Below are 17,529 nucleotides of genomic sequence, written 5' to 3'. Positions count from 1 at the left end.
CGCCATGAACACCGCATCCCGTATCTTCCTTGCCGCACTGTTGGCCCTGCCGATTTCGGCGGTGCGCGCCCAGCAGGCCTTTTCCACGCCGGATGCCGCCGTCGAGACGCTGGTCGTCGCGCTGGGCACCGAGCACGCCGATCCCGGGCGCATGGCCGCGCTGCTCGGCGCCGACTGGCAGACCTGGATCCCCACCGACCGTATCGAGCGCCAGGACGTCGATGCCTTTCTCGCCCTTTACCGCGAGAAGCACGCGATCCAGCCCGCAGGGCCGGAGCGGGCGCACCTGGTGGTCGGTAACACGCCCTGGACCTTCCCGCTGCCGCTGGTCCGCGGTCAGGACGGCTGGCGCTTCGATCCCAAGGCCGGCGGCGAGGAGATCCGCGCGCGGCGCATCGGCCGCAACGAACTGGACGCCATCCAGGCGGTGCGCGCCTACCACGACGCGCAGATGGACTACGCCGAGGTCGACCGCGACGGCGACGGCGTGCTCGAGTACGCGCAGAAGTTCCTGAGCAGCGACGGCCAGTACGACGGCCTGTACTGGCCCGAGGAGCCGGGCGTCGAGGAAAGCCCGCTCGGCCCGCTGTTCGGCGACGAGCTGCCGGACGGCGAGTGGCATGGCTACCGCTACCGCATCCTCGATGCCCAGGGCCCTTCCGCGCCGGGCGGCGCCTACGGCTACAAGCTCGGCGACAACATGACCCGTGGCTTCGCACTGATCGCCTGGCCGGCCGAGTACGCCGACAGCGGGGTGATGAGCTTCATGATCAGCCACGACGGCCAGGTGTTCGAGAAGGACATGGGACCTGACGGCACGCAGATCGCCCTGGCGATGACCCGCTTCGATCCGGACAGCAGCTGGCACGAGGTCGAGGAGTCGGCCGGCATGGCCCGGCAGGAGTGACGGGGGCCGCCGGCTGTCCCGGTAGAGTGCATGGATTGCCTGTGACGGGCCGGCTGCACTTTGTGGTGATCCACAAGATTGCCTCGCCCCGACTGCCGGACTTCCTGCGAGCGACAGGCGCGGACCGCTTCAAGGCAATACCCCGTCCAGCGGCGCATGGGGGCTTCCGCCTCCGCCGGGCAGCGGCCCGCGCTTTTCAACCGGCCTGCTCGATCTGCGTGGAGCCTATGATCTGGAGCGGGTCGACCGCTGCGGCGAAGACCAACGCATCGGCGGAAAGTTGATCGACGTGATTGCCCTCCAGAACGACCTCGAAACGCCGCCCCTTGGCGTCCGCCTCGAAGCTCTTGAGGTAGGTGAGGGTGCCGGCGTCGTTCAGCTGCACGGCCAGGGTGCCGCCGTGGCCGTCGCCCAGGCCGGAGAAGCCGAGCGCCGAGAGGTCGATCAGGTCCTCGCCGGCCGCGAAGTCGAGGATCCGGTCGGCGAAGCCCTCGCCGTCGGTGCGGTAGCTGGCCTCGCGGGCGGAAAAGACGAAGGTGTCGGTCCCTGCGCCGCCGATCAGGGTGTCGCGGCCGAGGCCGCCGTCGAGGCGGTCGTCGCCGGCGCCGCCATGCAGGTCGTCGTCGCCGGCCCCGCCGGCGAGGCTTTCCGCCGCCGCGCTGCCGAGCAGGGTGTCGCTCGCCTCGGTTCCCTCGACGGCCGCAGGAGCGAAAAGCACATTGCTGCTGTCGAGCCGGTCGGCGAGGTTGCCCTCCAGGGCGATCTCGAAGCGCCGTCCTTCGGCATCCGCCTCGAAGCTTTTCAGATAGGTCAGGGTGCCGGCCTCGTTCACCCGCACCGCCAGGGTGCCGTCGTGGCCGTCGCCCAGGCCGCTGAAGCCCAGCGCCGAAAGGTCGAGGCGGTCCTCGCCCGGATCGAAGTCGCGGATCCGGTCGGCGAAGTTCCCGCTGGCGGTGCGGTAGCTGTCCTCGCGGGCCGAGATGCGGAATACGTCGGCGCCGCTGCCGCCGATCAGCCGGTCGCGCCCGGCGCCGCCGTCGAGCAGGTCGTCGCCGCCGGCGCCATGCAGGCGGTCGTCGCCGTCCTTGCCGGCGAGGATCTCGGCTACCGGACTGCCCTGCAGGTTGTCGCTGTCCCCGCTGCCTTCAACTGAGACTGGCGCGAATAGCAGGCTGCCGCTGCCGAGCAGACCGGCGAGGTTACCCTGCAGGACGAGTTCGAAGCGCTGTCCTTCGGCATCCGCTTCGAAGCTCTTGAGGTAGGTGAGGGTGCCGGCGTCGTTCGTCTGCACGGCCAGGGTGCCATCGTGGCCGTCGCCCAGACCGATGAAGCCGAGCGTCGAGAGGTCGAGGCGGTCCTCGCCGGGATCGAAGTCGCGGATCCGGTCAGCGAAGTTCTCGCTGGCGGTGCGGTAGCTGTCCGTGCGGCTCGAAACGCGGAACAGGTCGGCACCCGTGCCGCCGCTCAGGCTGTCGCGTCCGGCGCCGCCGTCGAGGAGGTCGTCGCCGCCCTTGCCGAGGATCGAGTCGCGCCCGTCGCTGCCGATCAGAACGTCGTCGCCGTCGGTGCCTTCGAGGCTGGGGGCCTGTTCGTCAGGCGCTCCGAAGGTCCTGTCGAGCGAGCCGTCCGCGTTCAGCCGGATTGCACTGATGTCGTACTTGCGGCTGTCGGGGTTGTAGCTGGAGCCCGAGATCAGGATCTTGCCGTCGGGTTGCACAACCAGGCTTTGGCCTTCGTCGTAGCTACCCGCGAGATCGAAGACGGCCTTGCCGCCGCTGCCGAAACCGGGATCGAGGCTGCCGTCGGCATTCAGCCGGATCACGCTGAAATCATAACTGCCGCTGTCGGAGCTGAAGCTGAATCCCGCCAGCAGGATCTTGCCGTCGGGCTGCAGGGCCAGGCTTCGGCCGTCGTCGGAGTCGCCGGTGAGATCGAGGGCGGCTTTGCCGCCGCTGCCGAAGCCGGTATCGAAGGTGCCGTCGGCATTCATTCGGATCACGCTGAAGTCGTCGTTGGTGCTGCCGCCCAGCAGGATCTTGCCATCGGTCTGCACGATCAGGTCATAACCAAAATCGTCGCTGTCGTGCCCACCATCAAACGTCAGCTTGCCATCGCCACCGAAGCCGGTATCGAGGGTTCCGTCGGCATTCAGGCGGATCACGCTGAAATCGTAATTGCCGTTGGCGGAGTTGAAGCTGAATCCCGCCAGCAGCATCTTGCCGTCGGGCTGCAGGGCCAGGCTTTGGCCGGAGTCGTAGTCTCCCGCGAGATCGAAGACGGCCTTGCCGTCGCTGCCGAAGCCGGTATCGAGGCTGCCGTCGGCGTTCAGCCGGATCAGGCTGAAGTCGTTATTGGTACGGCCGCTCAGCAGGATCTTGCCATCGGACTGCACAGTCAGGTCGTAACCGTAATCGTCGCCGCCGTCGAAGGAGAACTTGCCGTCGCCGCTGAAGCCGGTATCGAGGGAGCCGTTGGCGTTCAGCCGGATCATGCTGGAATCGTGATTACCATTGGCAGGGTTGAAGCTGTATCCCGCCAGCAGGATCTTGCCGTCGGGCTGCAGGACCAGGCTGCGGCCGTAATCGTAGTCGCCGGCGATATCGAAGGTGGCCTTGCCATCGCCGCTGAAGCCGGTGTCGAGGCTGCCGTCGGCGTTCAGTCGGACCACGCCGAAGTTCGACGAGCCTTGGCCGGCGATCAGAATCCGGCCATCGGATTGCAGGGCCAGGCCATAGCCGTAGTCGTGCCCTCCGACTACATCGATGAGCAGCTTACCTGTGCTTGTCATTCAACGATCCTTTTGGGTCTGGAGTTATTGTTCTTGGCGAGTGGTTGAGAGCGTCAGCGAAGCCTTCGATCGGGCGCCGGGCGATGAGTGCACAGGCCCGGTCGAGGAGAGCAGGCCGAGCGCTCCTCCGGATGGCTTTGCCGAACTCAGGCACCGCTGAACGGCATTGGTTTCGCCATGACGAGGTTTTGTCGGATGCTTTTTCTTCCCGCGTCGATGGCACTGTCGCTTCGCCTAGCGGAGAGCGCTGGCATCCACTGCCAGGATGCGTCCGGCCAAGCCGGGAGGAGCAGGCTGATCGAGCCGGCGGGCAAGTCGGGCCGCCCGCCCCGGAGCCGGCCAGGCCGAACCCCGGCGATTGCGGGTAGGGTTTGAGCTGCGGATGGGAGGAAAGCACGCATCCCTGCGTGCGGGAGATCAGGCCTGTTTCAGGCGTTCGGCCAGGCGCAGGGCGAGGGCGGCGATGGTCAGGGTGGTGTTGACCGAGCCCACGCTGGGCATCACCGCGCCGCCGGCGAGGTAGAGGTTGGCGTGGTCGTGGCTGCGGCAGTCCCTGTCCACCACCGAGGTCTTCGGGTCGTTGCCCATCAGGGCGGTGCCGGCGATGTGGTTGTTGTTGGCGAAGTGATCCTCGAAGACCACCTCGGTTCCGCCCAGCAGCTTCGCCGCGTGGGCGTAGACCTCGCGGGTGTGCACGGCGCTCTTGCGCACGTAGTCGTCCAGCGCATAGGTGAACTCCGGCTTGGGAATGCCGGCCACGCGCTCGCTGGCGCTGGGCACGATGCGGTTCCTCGGGTTGGGCAGGATCTCGTGGAAGCTGTCGAAGCGCACCGAACGGGCGGCCTGGTCGCGGATCTTCGCCTCCAGCTCGGCACCGAAGAGCAGCGGACCCTTGTGGATCAGCGTGCCGGCGATCCGGTCGAGCGGCGACATGTTCGACAGGTGGATCTTCTTCGAGGCGTAGTCGCGGCGGAAGGGGCCGTCGCGGAAGTCGATCAGCGAGGTCATTTCCTGCGGCCCGCGGCCGGGCCAGAGCTCCTCGTTGGCGAGGAAGGTCACGCCGGTGCCGGGATGGTCCATGAGGTTGCGGCCGACCAGGTCCGAGCGGTTGCCGACGTCGGACATCAGCATCAGCTTGGGCGTCTCGACGCCGTTGGCGGCGAGCACGAAGGTTCTGCCCTCGACGCGGTGGTCGTTGCCCTGCGGGTCCTTGTAGTGGGCGGCGACGATGCGCCCGTCCTTGCCCTTCTCGAGCTTGAACACCACGGCGTTTTCGATCAGCCGGGCGCCGGCCTTCTCGGCCTTGTCGACGTGGACGATACCGTTGTACATGGCGCCGATCGGGCAGATCGGCATGCAGTTGTTGTTGCCGCAGCAGGACGGACGCTGGTCGTAGACCGTGCTGTTGCGTGCCACCGGCTCGGTGACCACGCGATAGCCGTTGGCGTTGAGCACGCTCTTGACCCGCTCCTCGTTCCACGACAGCGGCAGCGGCGCCATCGGATAGGGCGTCGAGCGCGGCGAGCCGAGGTCCTCGTCGCCGGGGCCCCAGACGCCCAGTTCGACCTCGGCGCGGCCGTACCAGGGCTCCAGGTCGGCGTATTCGATCGGCCAGTCGAGGCCGATGCCGTAGAGGGTCTTGAGCTTGAAATCGTTGGGCAGGAAGCGCCAGGTCGAGGCCGCCCAGTGCCAGGTGGTGCCGCCGACAGCGCGGATGTACTGCACGTCGTAGGGATGTTCGCCCTTCTGGATCAGGTAGTGGTTGTTCGGATTGAACTCCGGGTGCGGGGCATGGGCGGGCGACGGGTAGGGCGCCTGGTTGTCGTACTTGTCCGCCTGTTTGCGGAAGCGTTCGGCGATCTCGTGGCGCGCCATGCGCGGACCGGCCTCGAGGATCAGTACATCCTTACCGGCCAGGGCCATCTGGTGGGCGACCAGGGCGCCGGCCACGCCGGAGCCGACGATGACGAAATCGGCCTTTTGTGCTGTGGCCATGCTCAGGCCCTCCCGACGGCAGGCTTCTCGGCCCAGGAACCGGGCATGCCGTAACAGAAGGCCCGCGGCTTGATGACGCCGCCCGCGGCCTTGAACATCAGGGCATCCGGGTAGCTGACCACCGTGGCGGTGTAGTCGCTGCCGACCATGCCGAGATACCAGGCGGAGAGGATCTGCCGGGCCGCGTCCTGGGCCTTTTCGCTCAGGCCTTGCGGGGGCTTGCCGAGCTTGCCCTGCAGCTCGCCGAGGCGTGCGGCGAAGCCGGCATCACGCTTGAGCAGGGTTTCGTGGAGACTCTGGCCGACCTTGGCATCCAGGTCGTTGCGCCCGGTGAGGCGCCTGGACAGCTCCATGAAGGTCGCCAGTTCGGCTTCGGCGGCGGCTGCCGCCCAGACCGGAGCGGTCGGGCTCAGCAGCAGCGCGCCGGTGGCGGCGCCGACGCAGGCCGCGCCGAGCAGGCGGCGGCGGGAAAGGGTGAACGCAGGCACGGGCACTGGGCCGGGGGGGACGGAGGCATGGTTGGACATGCAAACCTCTCTTGTCGTAGCTGGATGGCGCCAGACGAGCGCGTTAGCGCTGCCTGGCGCCGGGTGGACGCTCAGGTCACTTGGCGAGCTTGTCCGAGACGACGGGGTAGTGGTCCCAAACCCTCTGGTCGGTCAGCGAACGGACCAGCTTGACGTATTCGGCGTGGCTCCAGGCCAGAGGGGTGGCGGTGTCCGTGCCTTCGCCCTTCACGTAGCCGTGGCGGCTGTTGTTGCCCACGCCGTCCCATACCTGCTCCGGCAGCATCAGGCCCTCGTTGGCGAACAGCTCCATGGCCTTGACGTAGGTGTTCTTCAGCTTCGCCAACTGCTCGGCATTCAGCGCCTCGACGCCTTCCGGCAACTGGGCCTTGCTGCGCGCCAGCTCGTAATGACCGCGCTCGCCGGTGAAGATCGGCCAGACGCGGCCGCGCAGCCCGGAGTTGAGCACCGGCGCCTCGGTGGCTGGGAAGTTGATGGCGGAGATTTCGCTCTCGCCGTAGCCGTCGTTGCCGTAGCGGCGCCAGCCGGGGAATTCGCCCTCGACCCCCGGATAGCTGAACAGGTACTTGACCTTCAGGTTCTCGGGCAGCTTCTGGCTGTCGAGCTCGTCCAGGCTGCCGACGATGTGCGGGTCGCTGGCGGGACGCACGCCGTAGCGCACCAGCTCCAGGAAGCCGGCGTCGAGCACCTGGCTCTCCGGCAGGCCGGGCCGGCTGTTGTTGTCGAGCAGGGGGGCGCCGTCGTTGGGGTCGTCGTTCTGGGTGATGCGCAGGTAATGGCGCCCGTCGCCCAGGCTGCCCTTCTGGGTGAACATGGTCGCTTCCAGCCTGTCGGAATAGCCCTTCGCGGCGCCCAGGAAACGCTGCGCCGCCTCGGCATCCCCGGCATGGCCGGCGAGTTCGGAGGCGGCCACCAGGCCGGCGATGACCGCCGCGGTGGTCGAGGGCGAATAGCCCCATTGCTCTTCCCAACGCTCCTGCTGGGTCTGCGGCGGGACCACCTTCCAGTCGTTCCAGCCGACCTTCACCTGGCCGCCCTTGGTCAGGAACTCCGCCGCCGGCTTGAGCATGGTCCGGTACCAGTGCCTGATCTGGGCGTCGTCGAGCACGCCGGCCTGCCAGAGCTTCCAACCCAGCATGATGGGCATAGCGGTCTGGTCGAGCTGCACCCCGACCCATTCGATCTCGCCATCGACGTGGGTCTTCTGCAGGAACCAGCCGGTGGCGCCGGGGCCGGCGTTCTCGGTCTTGCCGTCCTGCTTCTGTTCGTGGATGTAGGCCGAGGTGTCGCCCTGCTTGAGCGAGGTGGCTTCGCTGACCTGGACCTTCTTCAGGTATTCGAAGGCGACCTTCGGCGTTTCGCGGTCGCCGAGCGCCAGCAGCGCCATCGCGCACTGGTAGAAGTCGCGCGGCCAGACCGCCTTGTAGCCGGTGGTGCCTTTGTCCGCCGGCACTGTCTCGCCCCAGGGGTTGGACAGGGAGGCGATCAGCGCCCCGGCGTTGCTCTTGTCTTCCTGCGCCTTGAGCACCAGGGCGCTGACGTTGAGCAGCTTGCCGTTGTCGGTGCTCTGCGCGTACATGGCCGGCAGGCCGGAGAGCGAGGCCAGGTAGTCCTGCCAGCCGATCGCCTCGCCCTCGCCGTTGTAGTGGGCCAGCACCTTGGCATAGCCGCGGGCCAGTGTCGCGTCCGCCGCCCGGTCGGCCTGCTGGCGGTCGTTGCCGAAGCCGACCACCAGGTCGAGGGTCGTTTCGGTGCCCGTCTGGGGCAGGCGTGCCAGCATGGTGACGTTACCAGGTGCATCCCCGGTGCTGGCGTACAGGTTGTCGAGCTTGCCGTCCTTGAGGTCGGTCAGGCCGTCGGAAACGCCGGCGAAGCCGACGGTAGGCTGTTCCAGGGGGCGGCTGGCCTTGACCACCAGGGTCGTCTCGCCGTCCCGGGCGTATAGAGCCTGTCCGTCGACGAAGGCGCTGTCGCCGCTGCCGTCGTTGCCGAGGGCCGGATCGACGTGCACATAGGCCTGGATGCCCGGCTCCTTGCTGCGGAAGATGACCCGCATCATCAGCGAGTTGGCCTCCGGATCGGTGAAGACGTGCTTCTCGATCTCGTAGCGGCCCTGCTTGTCGCGGTTGACGATCCTGTAGGCCAGCGAGGTGGGGCGGCCTTCGCCGTCGACCGACAGATACTGCACTTCGCTGTCGGTGTCCTGGGCTTCCAGGTCCAGGAAGTCGGGGCCCTGGATCACCAGTTGCATTTCGCGCAGCTGGGCTTCGTGGATCAGCCCGAACATGGTTTCGGTGACGATCCCCTGAGCCAGCGAGAACCAGACCTTCGAGACTTCGCCGGTGGCCGCTTGCGGCGAGTACTGGCCGTCCTTGTACTGCTCGTAGGCAGTGCCGATGCCGGTCTTGCCCGAATACGACCAGAACGGCGCCGCTCCCGGCGCACCCGGCGCCACCTGGTCGGCGCCCATCGCGACCTGACCGATGCCCAGAGCGCCGATCAGGACGCTCAGCAGAGTTTTACGGAACCTTACTGGCTGTTGCATATGACCTTCTCTTTTTTCTTGTGGACGTTATGAAAGAGTCGCCGCCTGGCGGCATGGGCGAGCGAAAGCCGGTTCAGGCGCGTCTCGTGTCTGGCTTCGGCCTGTCTTCGTACCGGTACGGGGTCGCCGTCGGAGCGGGGTGAGCGGTCGTCAGTTGCATCGCCGACACCGGCCTTTGCAAGTCTCGAAAGGGGAAGGGGGAGCGGGATGCCGCGCACTTGTGGGCGAAAGCCGTACACGGGGCGAATGCCTGCCTGATGCGGGCGCGTCGTCGAAGATACCCATGGAACACCCTGGTACTGAGGCAGCGCTGTCTTTGCGGATCGGCGAGTGCCTCGCAAAGCCTGTCTGTCTCCCTGATCTTGTTGTTCTTATCCCTTCTCGCTCGGCTGCTGGCGTCGAAACGAAACGGGTGGTCGAGAGAAACCGGATCGATTGATTGGCACGCACATGCCGGCTTTCTCAAAGGTAGCGCTATCTTATGCATGGCGCTTTGCGTCTGGCAAGTCGGGCTTGATCCGACGAATGTAAGCGAGCATGGAGAGAATGTCGGACAGCTTTTAACCGGCGGGTCGCTGTCGATATGAAAGCCTGCCGGGAGTTGCTCCCGGCAAGGCTCATGGGCATGGTTGCGACGGAACGCCCGGACCTTTGAATGAGCAGGGGGAAGGTTCCGGCTTCATCGAGGCCGGAAGGACTCGTTCTCCGGGGCCTCTGCAGACTCCATTGTTTCAGGCCCTCGATTGTTGCGGCAGAGTCGTGGAACGGATTCATCGGTGAGCACCGCCGAACGACCGGAGGCTGCCCCGTAATTCATCAGACATGCCGGCGGCGGGACCGTGGTCGACGCCGCTATAGGTGGGGCTTCAGGATGCCGATCAGCAGGCTGATGGTGAAGAAGGACATCAGCGTGGTGAACAGCAGGGCGGCGGCGCAGCGGCCCTCGATGCCGAAGCGCTGGCCGAAGATCGGGTAGACGCTCAGCATCGGCGAGCTGGCGAACAGTACGCCGGCCACCTTCAGCGCCGGGTCCGCGTCCGGCAGCAGCGTAAAGAGCAAAAAGACCGCCAGCGGATGGAGGACCAGCTTGCCCGCGGCGATCAGCGGCAGCTCGGCGAACAGGCCTTTCAGCTTCAGGCCGTAGAGCGAGCCGCCGATCACGAACAGCGCCACCGGCGCCGAGGCCGCGGCGAGCATCTCCACCACCTTGCCCGGAATCGCCGGCAGGCGCGCTTCCAGCAGGGACAGCAGCAGGCCGGTCAGCATGGCGAGGATCAGCGGGGTCCGGGCCAGGCGCCTGGCCGTCTCGCGCAGCACCTTGGCGGCGGAGCCCTGCTGCCGGCCGGCCTCGGCGAGGGTCAGGCTGAGCGGGATGATCAACAGATGCTCCACCAGCATGTTCAGCGCCAGGCCGATGGCCGCCGCCGGGCCGAGCAGCATGGCGACGATGGGGTAGCCGACGAAGCCGCTGTTGGACACGGCCATGCCCAGCGCGGTGATGGCGCCGCTGGTCAGGGGCTCGCGGCGCAGCCTGAGGGCGAGCAGCAGGCCGAGCAGGTAGACCGTCAAGGAGCCCAGGGTGTAGGCCAGCAGGTATTGCCAGTTCATCACCTCCTGGAAGGGGCTGTCCGACACGGCCTTGAGCACCAGCGCCGGCAGGGCGAAGGTGATGACGAAGCTGCCCAGGCCGCGGATCTGCTCGCGGCTGATCACCTCGAAGCGCACGGCGAAGAAGCCCAGCCCGATCAGGATGAAGATGGGCAGGGTGATGGAGAGGATCTGCAGCACGGCGGACCACCTTGACGGGATAGGCAGGGGAAAAAGGCGCGGAGGGTATTCGCAGACGGTACTGCACGCTTGACCCTCCCTGCCAGGCAAGACGCTTCCCTTTCCATGGGCGCGTGGCGAATGCCTGGGCATGCCTGCTCACGTATCGTTGCGTCTCCGGAGCCTCTGGAAAGGCCGGCGGGCCGCCACCGATGGGCGGCCCGTTGCGAACCCCTTTCTAGAACAGCGACATCGGGTACTGGACGATCACCCGGTTCTCCTCGTAGCTGTTGTTGCTGCCCCAGTCGGCGCGCCGGCTGGAGTTTCGCCAGCGCATCGACAGGTTCTTCAGCTTTCCGCTCTGCACCACGTAGGCCACCTCGTTCTCCCGCGACCATTCCTCGCCGTCGCTGACCGTCGCGGTATGCACGTTCTTGCCGCTGATGTAGCGGCTCATGAAGGTCAGTCCCGGCAGGCCGAAGGCGGCGAAGTTGTAGTCGTGGCGCAGCTGCCAGGACTCCTCGCGGGCGTTGTCGAAGCTGCTGGTGAACGTGTCGTTGGGCAGCATGCTGGCGATGGCGCCGTTGAGGCGCAGCCAGCGGTCGTCGCCGGTCAGGCGCTGGAAGGCGAAGGTGAAGGTGTTGGCGCCGGTCCTGAGGGCGAACAGGCCGGTCAGGGTCCGGTTGTCCAGAGCGCCGGCCTCGGCCCGGCCGTCCTCCTCGCCGTCGAACAGGCCCACCCGCGAGGACAGCGACCAGTCCTTGCCCAGCGGCTGGAGGTGGCGGATCTCGAAGTAGCGCTGCTTGTAGATGTCCTCGAGCTGGCCGAACCAGGCGCCGACGGTGGTCCGGTTGTCGTTGAAGCTGTACTCGACGCCGCCGAAGTTGTAGCGGTCGGAGGTGGCCTCGGGCGAGCCGTTGAGCGACATGTTCTGCATGCTGGCGTCGTTGCGCGGGCTGTTGGCGCGCATCTGGCCGCCGTAGAAGCTGAAGTGGGGGATTTCCTTCACCGTGAGCATGCCGCCCTGGAAGGTCTGCGGCAGCACGCGGCCGTCGTTGGAGTTGAGGATCGGCAGGGCCGGGCTCCATTCGCCGATCTTCAGTTCGGTCCTGGAAAAGCGCAGCTTGCCGGCCACCGCCACGCGGCCGAAGTCGTCGGCCGGACGGCCGTCGTCGTGAACCGGCAGCAGTTCGGTGCCGGCGGTGCCCTTGCCGCCGTCGAGCTTGATCGCCCACAGGCCGCGCACGTCGATGCCGAAGCCGACCGGACCTTCGGTGTAGCCCGACTCCAGGTCGAGGATGAAGCCCTGGGCCCATTCCTCGCGCTTGCCCAGGGTGGCGCGGTCGACCATGTTGCGCTGCATGTAGTAGTTGCGCAGGGTCAGGGTGCCCTTGGCGTCGTCGACGAAGGCGGCCTGGGCGCCTGCGCTCGAAAACACGCCGGCGAAAGAGAGGGCGATGACCAGAGAATGCTGACTGGCGAGATGAGAAGTACTGTTTTTCATTGTTGTTGTTTTCAGTCGAAATCGGTGGTGAACACGTCCGGCGCCTGCCGGAGCAGGACACCGGGCGCCGGCTATCCGCGCGGTCGGAGCCCGGCCGGCAGCGGAGGGTCGCCCATCCCCTGGGCGCGGCAGACCCCGGGAGCCGGCCGGCTCCCGTGCCTGTCGTCGAGTCGCTTCGAGGGCCCGGGCTGTCTGCCCGGGGTCATGAAGGGGAGGCCGCAGCCTCCGCCGGCCTTACAGCCAGCCCTTGATCTGCGCGCACACCGCCTCGGTGGAAATGCCGTAGCGGTCGTGCAGGGTCGGCAGTGCGCCGGCGTCGAGGAAGGCATCCGGCAGGGCGATCTGCCGGAAGGTGGGGGTGACGCCGTTGATCATCAGCAGGGTGGCCACGGCCTCGCCCAGGCCGCCGATCCGCGAATGGTTCTCCGCGGTCACCACCAGCCGGCCGGGCTTGCGCGCCTCGGCCAGGATGGCGGCCTCGTCCAGCGGCTTGATGGTCGGTACATGCAGCACCGAGACCTCCACGCCGTCCGCCCTGAGCTGCTCGGCCGCCTCTAGCGCACGCATGGTCATCAGGCCGGTGGAGATGACCAGCACCTCGTTGCCGCTGGTGAGCGTCTTGGCCTTGCCGATTTCGAAGCGGTAGTCGTAGCGGTCCAGCACCAGCGGTACGTTGCCGCGCAGCAGGCGCATGTAGACCGGCCCCTTGTGCGCGGCGATGGCCGGCACGGCCTGCTCCAGCTCATGGGCGTCGCAGGGATCGATGACCATCAGGTTGGGCATCGCGCGGAAGATCGCGATGTCGTCGGTCGCCTGGTGGCTGGGGCCGTAGCCGGTGGTGAGGCCCGGCAGCGCACAGACGATCTTCACGTTGAGGTCTTCCTCGGCGATCGCCATGCAGATGAAGTCGTAGGCGCGCCGGGAGGCGAACACCGCATAGGTGGTGGCGAAGGGCACGAAGCCTTCGCGCGCCATGCCCGCCGCCGCGCTCATCAGCAGCTGCTCGGCCATGCCCATCTGGAAGAAGCGCTCGGGGAGCTCCTTGGCGAAGATGTGCAGGTCGGTGTACTTGCTCAGGTCGGCAGTCAGGCCGACCAGATCCTGGCGCTCCCGGGCCAGTGCGGTCAGGGCGTGGCCGAAGGGGCGGGGCGGGTCGGCTGCCCTTCGGCGGCGATGGAGGCGATCATCGCCGAGGTGGTCAGGCGCTTCTTGGCCGGTGCGGCCGGTTCGGTGGTGTTCTTCATTACTGTCTCCCGGCATCCAGGGCGGTCAGGGCTTGTTCCCACTCGTGTTCGTCGACACGGATGAAATGGGTCTTTTCGCGGGTTTCGAGGAAGGGCACGCCCTTGCCCATGCGGGTGTCGCAGATGATCACCCGCGGCTGGGCGACGGGGTGGTTGCGGGCCGCGTCGAAGGCGGCGACCAGCGCCTCCAGGTCGTTGCCGTTCACCCGCTGGGCGAACCAGCCGAAGGACTGCCAACGCTCGACGATCGGCTCGAAGGCGAGGATCTCGGCGCAATGGCCGTCGGCCTGCTGGTTGTTGACGTCGATCACCGCGATCAGGTTGTCCAGCTTCCAGTGCGAGGCGGACATCGCCGCCTCCCAGGTGGAGCCCTCGTTCAGCTCGCCGTCGGACAGCAGGTTGTAGACGAACGAGGCGGACCGCTTGCGCTTGAGGCCCAGGCAGGCGCCCACCGCGATGCCCAGGCCGTGGCCCAGGGAGCCGCCGGTGATTTCCATGCCCGGGGTGTAGGAGGCCATGCCGGACATCGGCAGGCGGCTCTCGTCGCAGCCGTAGGTTTCCAGTTCCTCGGCGGGGACGATGTCGGCCTCGATCAGCGCTGCGTAGAGGGCGATCGCGTAGTGGCCGATCGACAGGTAGAAGCGGTCGCGGCCTTCCCAGGCGGGCTCGTGCGGCCGGTAGTCCATCGCATGGAAGTAGGCGACGGCGAGCAGATCGGCGGCGCCCAGGGCCTGGCCGATATAGCCCTGGCCCTGTACCTGGCCCATCAGCAGGGCGTTGCGGCGAATCCGGTAGGCCCGTTCTGCCAGGGAGACGGCAGGGGCTGTGGCGTGGGTCGACATGATGAAGAGGCTCCTAGGATTAACGGTTGGTCAAGTTGGCCGGCAGGCGGAGCACCAGCAGCGCACCCGAGGCCAGTACGGCGGTGATCAGGTACATGCCCACCTGGCTGGAACCGGTCGCGGTGGTGAGCCAGCCGATCAGGTAGGGAGAACAGAAACCGGCCAGGTTGGCGATGCTGTTCACCGCGGCGATGCCGGCGGCGGCGCTCACCCCGCCGAGCAGCGAGGTCGGCAGCATCCAGAACAGCGAGGAGGCCGAGAGGACGCCGGCGGCCGCCAGCGACAGGCCGAGGATCGACAGGCCGACGTCGTGGCCGAAGATCGCCGCCAGGGTGAGACCGGCGCCGCCCGCCCACATCGGCAGCACCACATGCCAGCGCCGCTCGCGGTGCTTGTCGCTGCTGCGCCCGGCCAGGAGCATGGCGACGATCGCGCAGAGGTAGGGCACGCTGGTGAGCAGGCCGATGTACAGCGGATCGGCGACGCCCGCGTTGCGCACCAGGGTCGGCAGCCAGAAGGTGATGGCGTACTGGCCCATGACCACGGCGAAGTAGATGGCGGCCAACAGCCACAGCCGGCGGTCGCCGACGAAGGCGCGCACCGACGCATGCTCGGTCTTTTGCTGGTTGTCCTCGGCCAGCTCGCGCCGGATCAGCTGCTTTTCCTCGTCGTCGAGCCAGGTGGCGTCCTCGATCCGGTCCTTGAGGTAGCTCAGCACCCACAGGCCGACCACCACGGTGGGGATCGCCTCCAGGACGAACATCCATTGCCAGCCGGCCCAGCCATAGGCACCGGCGAACTGGTTCATGATCCAGCCCGAGAGCGGGCCGCCGAGCATGCCGGAGAGGGGAATGGCGACGAACCACAGGACCGTCAGCCGGGCGCGGCGGTAGGTCGGGAACCAGTAGGTCAGGTAGAGCAGGATGCCGGGCGCCAGCCCCGCTTCGGCCATGCCGAGCAGAAAGCGCAGCAGGTAGAACTGCCAGGCCGTTTCGACGAAGGCGAACATGGCCGAGAGGATGCCCCAGGTGATCATGATCCGGGCGATCCAGATCCGCGCGCCGATCTTGTGGAGCAGCAGGTTGCTGGGGACTTCGCAGAGAAAGTAGCCGATGAAGAACAGACCGGCGCCAAGGCCGTAGACGGTATCGCTGAAGCTCAGATCCTGCATCATCTGCAGCTTGGCGAAACCGACGTTGACGCGATCCAGGTAGGCGCACAGGTAGCACAGCATGAGGAACGGCATGAGCCGCCATGCGGTCTTCCGATAGGCACTGGAACGGGTGGTATTCACCGCTTCGAGAGTCATGGTGGACATTTTTCGCTCTCTTATTGTTGTTGAGCGTTGAGGGTGAAGCAGGCCGGCGGACGAAATTCGGCCGCCAGCCACGGCGTGCCGTCAGTGGATCAGCATGCCGCCGTTCACATCCAAGGTGATGCCGGTGAGGTAGGTCGACAGGTCGCTGGCCAGGTACAGCGCCGCGTTGGCGACTTCCTGCGCCTCGCCCAGACGGCCCAGCGGAATACCGGCGAGGATGCCGTTCAGGCGCTCGTCGGAGAGCAGGCCGCCGGTGATGTCGGTATGAATCAGGCCGGGGGTGATGGAGTTGACGCGGATATTGTCCGCCCCCAGCTCGCGGGCCATGGCGCGGGCCAGGCCGAGCACGCCGGCCTTGGCGGCGCTGTAGTGCGGTCCGCCGAAGATGCCGCCGCCGCGCTGGGCCGACACCGACGACAGGCAGACGATGCTGCCGGACTTCTGCGCGCGCATGGTCGGGATGACCGCCTGGGACATCAGCAGGGTGCCGCGCAGACTGACGTCCAGCACCTTGTCGTAGTCCGAGCCGCGAATCTCCAGGGTTTTCAGCGGCTGGGTGATGCCGGCGTTGTTCACCAGCGCATCGATGCGCCCATAGCGCTCGATCACTGCTTCGACCGCACGGGTCACCTGGGCGGCGTCCGCGACGTTGGCCGCCAGGCCCAGATGGTCGGGACCGAGCTCGGCCGCTGCCTCCTGCGCTGCCTTTTCCTCCAGATCGAGGATGGCGACCCGGGCGCCATGACGGGCAAAGGTACGGGCCATGGCGCGGCCGATCCCGCGTTGCGAGGCGGCACCGGTGATGATCGCGATCTTGCCTTCGAGCAGCATGCTGGACACTCCTGATATCGTTCTTGTTCAAGAACCGCCGTGGTTGGCGGGGTGTCGGAAGGTTCGGCTGTTATGCCCTTGCTCACAACGCAGCATCCTTCAGTCGATGCTGAAAAAAATTCAGCACCCAAGCGAAGCCGCCCATGAAAACTGACGGAAATGTGGCGGAATAAGGCAAATACTTAGCAAGGCATCTATCTGGATGGCCGAATCGCTCAGCAATCGCTGAAAAAAATTCAGCGCCTTACCGGGCTTGCTTCAGGGTTGACGCGATGTCGGGAGCCGATGGCATGCTCTGTCGAACCAGCCCGGCCAAGAGAGCAGAACAATGATCCGCCCGGAAAAGACGCCGCTGCATATCCCGCCGCTCAAAGCCATCCTTGCCTTCGAACAGGCGGCCCGTTTCGGCAATATCGCCCGGGCGGCGGAACACCTGAACCTGACGCCCTCGGCCGTGAGCCACCAGATCGCCAAGCTCGAAGCGACGATCGGTCGTCCGCTCTTCCACCGCAGCAGCAAGGGGCTGGAGCTGACGCCGGTCGGCAGCCAGTACCTGCACGACATCTCGGGCGCGCTGCAGCGCCTGGGCACGGCGACCGAGCGTGCCGCCACCGATACCAACCAGGAATGTCTGCGCCTGCACTCGGTCCCCAGCTTCGGCCTGCTCTGGCTGTTGCCGCGCCTCGAGCAGCTGCGCGCCAGCAACCCCGACCTGGAGATCAACCTGTCGTGCTCCTACGAGTCCCTGCACTTCAGCCGGGACAAGATGGACGTGGATATCCGCTATGGCCTGGCGAACTGGCCGAACCTGGAGATCCGCACCGTTCCCCAGGAAAGCATCGCCGTGTTCGCCGCACCGTCCCTGCTCCAGACCAAGAAGGTCGACAGTCCCGACGATCTGCTCGATGCCGATCTGATCCTCTCCGAAGCGCCGCTGGTGCAGTGGCCGCAGTGGTTCGCGCAGCAGGGCCTGTCGATGCCCGAGCGCCGTTACCCGCTCAGCTTCGACCGCTCCTACATGAGCCTGGAGGCGGCGGTCCACGGCCTCGGCTTCGCGCTGGAAAGCACGCTGCTGGCCCATGACTACATCCAGACGGGCAAACTCGTCCCGGTGTTCGGCAACGAGCTGCGCAGCCCGGTCAGCGCGCATCATCTGGTCTTCCCGCACACGCACGCCGACTATCCGCGCGTGCGGCGCTTCCTCGCCTGGATGCAGACGGAGCTGGGGCATCCCTTCGCCTACTGACAGGCGCCTCTTCCG

Annotated in this window: 11 protein-coding genes and 1 pseudogene; 2 read left to right on the top strand and 10 right to left on the bottom strand. The window is 66.8% G+C overall.

The features are described from left to right. Positions 1–4: 4 nt before the first annotated feature. Positions 5–907, top strand: coding sequence for a DUF2950 domain-containing protein (locus Atro_RS03200; protein ID WP_497926412.1), 903 nt, complete (start codon positions 5–7; stop codon positions 905–907). 196 nt (positions 908–1,103) lie between these two features. Here the strand turns inward: Atro_RS03200 and Atro_RS03195 are convergent, their stop codons facing one another. The 10 genes and pseudogenes from Atro_RS03195 to Atro_RS03150 form a co-directional block, all read right to left on the bottom strand. Then, complete coding sequence (locus tag Atro_RS03195) at positions 1,104–3,695, bottom strand: M10 family metallopeptidase C-terminal domain-containing protein (RefSeq protein WP_497926411.1); 2,592 nt, start codon at positions 3,693–3,695, stop codon at positions 1,104–1,106. A gap of 417 nt (positions 3,696–4,112) precedes the next feature. Next, entirely contained in the window at positions 4,113–5,690 is a 1,578-nt protein-coding gene (locus Atro_RS03190) for a GMC family oxidoreductase (RefSeq protein WP_497926410.1), read from the bottom strand. A 2-nt stretch (positions 5,691–5,692) separates the two neighbouring features. Beyond that, the gene (locus tag Atro_RS03185) at positions 5,693–6,217 is read right to left on the bottom strand and encodes a sugar dehydrogenase complex small subunit (RefSeq protein ID WP_497926409.1); all 525 of its coding nucleotides are present in this window, start codon (positions 6,215–6,217) and stop codon (positions 5,693–5,695) included. Positions 6,218–6,293: 76 nt separating this feature from the next. Further along, on the bottom strand, positions 6,294–8,762 hold the full coding sequence (locus tag Atro_RS03180; RefSeq protein ID WP_497926408.1) for a glucan 1,4-alpha-glucosidase: 2,469 nt from the start codon (positions 8,760–8,762) through the stop codon (positions 6,294–6,296). A gap of 852 nt (positions 8,763–9,614) precedes the next feature. Beyond that, positions 9,615–10,550 (bottom strand): AEC family transporter, encoded by a 936-nt coding sequence (locus Atro_RS03175; protein ID WP_497926407.1) that lies wholly within the window; start codon positions 10,548–10,550, stop codon positions 9,615–9,617. 217 nt (positions 10,551–10,767) lie between these two features. Further along, a complete protein-coding gene (locus Atro_RS03170) occupies positions 10,768–12,033 on the bottom strand; it encodes an OprD family porin (RefSeq protein ID WP_497926406.1) in 1,266 nt (421 codons plus the stop codon). 234 nt (positions 12,034–12,267) lie between these two features. Continuing rightward, positions 12,268–13,277, bottom strand: a pseudogene (locus tag Atro_RS03165) (transketolase family protein). Then, a complete protein-coding gene (locus Atro_RS03160; RefSeq protein ID WP_497926405.1) occupies positions 13,277–14,119 on the bottom strand; it encodes a transketolase in 843 nt (280 codons plus the stop codon). The pseudogene Atro_RS03165 and the gene Atro_RS03160 overlap by 1 nt, the downstream one beginning before the upstream one ends. Before the next feature lie 19 nt (positions 14,120–14,138). Then, complete coding sequence (locus tag Atro_RS03155) at positions 14,139–15,437, bottom strand: MFS transporter (protein WP_497926404.1); 1,299 nt, start codon at positions 15,435–15,437, stop codon at positions 14,139–14,141. 81 nt (positions 15,438–15,518) lie between these two features. Continuing rightward, positions 15,519–16,268, bottom strand: coding sequence for an SDR family NAD(P)-dependent oxidoreductase (locus Atro_RS03150; protein ID WP_497926403.1), 750 nt, complete (start codon positions 16,266–16,268; stop codon positions 15,519–15,521). Between the two features lie 328 nt (positions 16,269–16,596). On the opposite strand from Atro_RS03150, the gene Atro_RS03145 reads away from it, so the two are divergent. Further along, positions 16,597–17,514 carry a LysR substrate-binding domain-containing protein gene (locus tag Atro_RS03145; protein ID WP_497926402.1) on the top strand — a complete coding sequence of 306 codons (918 nt, stop codon included), beginning with the start codon at positions 16,597–16,599 and terminating at the stop codon, positions 17,512–17,514. Positions 17,515–17,529 lie beyond the last annotated feature (15 nt).

It is taken from the genome of Azotobacter tropicalis, assembly GCF_059739045.1.
The sequence above is the reverse complement of the archived record's forward strand: the minus strand, read 5'-3'. Positions and strand labels throughout refer to the sequence as shown.